The organism is Caballeronia arvi, assembly GCF_001544695.2.
Classification (GTDB): Bacteria; Pseudomonadota; Gammaproteobacteria; order Burkholderiales; family Burkholderiaceae; genus Caballeronia; species Caballeronia arvi.
This window is the reverse complement of record NZ_FCOM02000240.1, coordinates 1-1321: the sequence shown is the minus strand read 5'-3', so window position 1 is coordinate 1321 and position 1321 is coordinate 1. Positions and strand designations below refer to the sequence as shown.

2 protein-coding genes are annotated in these 1321 nt (G+C 59.7%); both read right to left on the bottom strand.

Annotated features, from left to right (window positions below; translation table 11 throughout):
* Positions 1 to 88 precede the first annotated feature (88 nt).
* Complete coding sequence (locus AWB74_RS44615) at positions 89 to 901, bottom strand: HpcH/HpaI aldolase/citrate lyase family protein (RefSeq protein ID WP_061152811.1); 813 nt, start codon at positions 899 to 901, stop codon at positions 89 to 91.
* A 15-nt stretch (positions 902 to 916) separates the two neighbouring features.
* Positions 917 to 1321: electron transfer flavoprotein subunit alpha/FixB family protein (locus AWB74_RS44610; protein ID WP_200822128.1), on the bottom strand; the 405-nt coding region annotated here is incomplete at its 5' end.

Here is a 1321-nt window from a genome sequence, read left to right as displayed (position 1 = left end):
GACAAACCGGCTGGTCCGCCGCCGACGATGACGACGTCGTATTCCATCGATTCGCGGGGACCGTATTGCTCGATGAGAGAATTGCTGTTCATGCGCCGACAGCATCAAGGATCGATTGCGCACGCTGTATGACGGGCCGATCGACCATTTTTCCATCGACGGCGACTGCGGCGCCATCAGCAGTTTTGAAGGCTTCGATGACGCGTCTTGCCCATGCGAGTTCTTCTTGATTCGGTGCGAAGCCCGCATTCACGATCGGGACCTGACGCGGATGAATGCAGAGTTTGCCGGCGAACCCCCATCGCCTTGCCTTTAAGGTATCGGCGCGCAACAGGTCTTCGTCTTCGATGGCGGGTGTCACGCCATCGATCGGAGGAGCGATGCCAGCGACCCGTGAGGTAACGGCGAGATCGGCGCGGAAGTGATCGAGTTCGCTGCCATCCGAAGCGAGCCTCAAGTCCGCACAAAAGTCCAGCGTTCCGAACATCAATTGACGGACAAATGGTGCTCGGGCGACTTCCATTGCATTGACCATTCCCTTCGCCGTCTCGATGAGCGCGTAGACCGGCATCCTGCTCTTCGTTCGCGACACGAGTTCGACGACGTCGGACGCACTTTCCACTTTCGGCAGTACGATTCCGCCGACGCCTCGCAGCTTGCAAAGCTGTGCGTCCTGCTCAAACCAGGATGTGCCTCGCGCATTCACGCGAATGAGCACCGGGCGATCGGGCGTCAACCAGGCTTCAATCGCTCGTCTTGCTTCATTCTTGTTCTCCGGTGAAACAGCGTCTTCCAGATCAAGAATGACAGCGTCCGCGCCACTCTGCAGCGCCTTGTCGAAACGCTCCGGTCGATCGCCAGGCACAAACAGAAATGATTGGGGTTGGGCAGAAAGATTCATTGGCGGTGTCCTCGCTCACAGTGTTGCCGTCAGTTCCGGCACGACCGTGAACAGATCGCCGACGAGACCGTAATCGGCCACGCTGAAGATCGGTGCTTCGGGATCCTTGTTGATCGCGACGATGACCTTGCTGTCTTTCATACCCGCGAGGTGTTGAATCGCGCCAGAGATGCCGACGGCGACATACAACTGCGGCGCGACAATCTTGCCGGTCTGACCGACCTGAAAATCGTTCGGCACGTAGCCCGCATCGACTGCCGCGCGCGACGCGCCGAGCGCCGCGCCCAACTTGTCGGCCAGCGGCTCCAGCGTCTTCGTGTAGTTCTCGCCGCTGCCCAGACCGCGGCCACCCGACACGATGATGTGCGCGCTCGTCAGTTCCGGACGATCGAGCTTCGTCACTTCGCGGCTCACGAACTG

Bases quoted from the DNA above. Each gene is read 5' to 3' on its own strand.
- AWB74_RS44615 (WP_061152811.1), bottom strand. From the start codon at position 901: ATGAATCTTTCTGCCCAACCCCAATCATTTCTGTTTGTGCCTGGCGAT.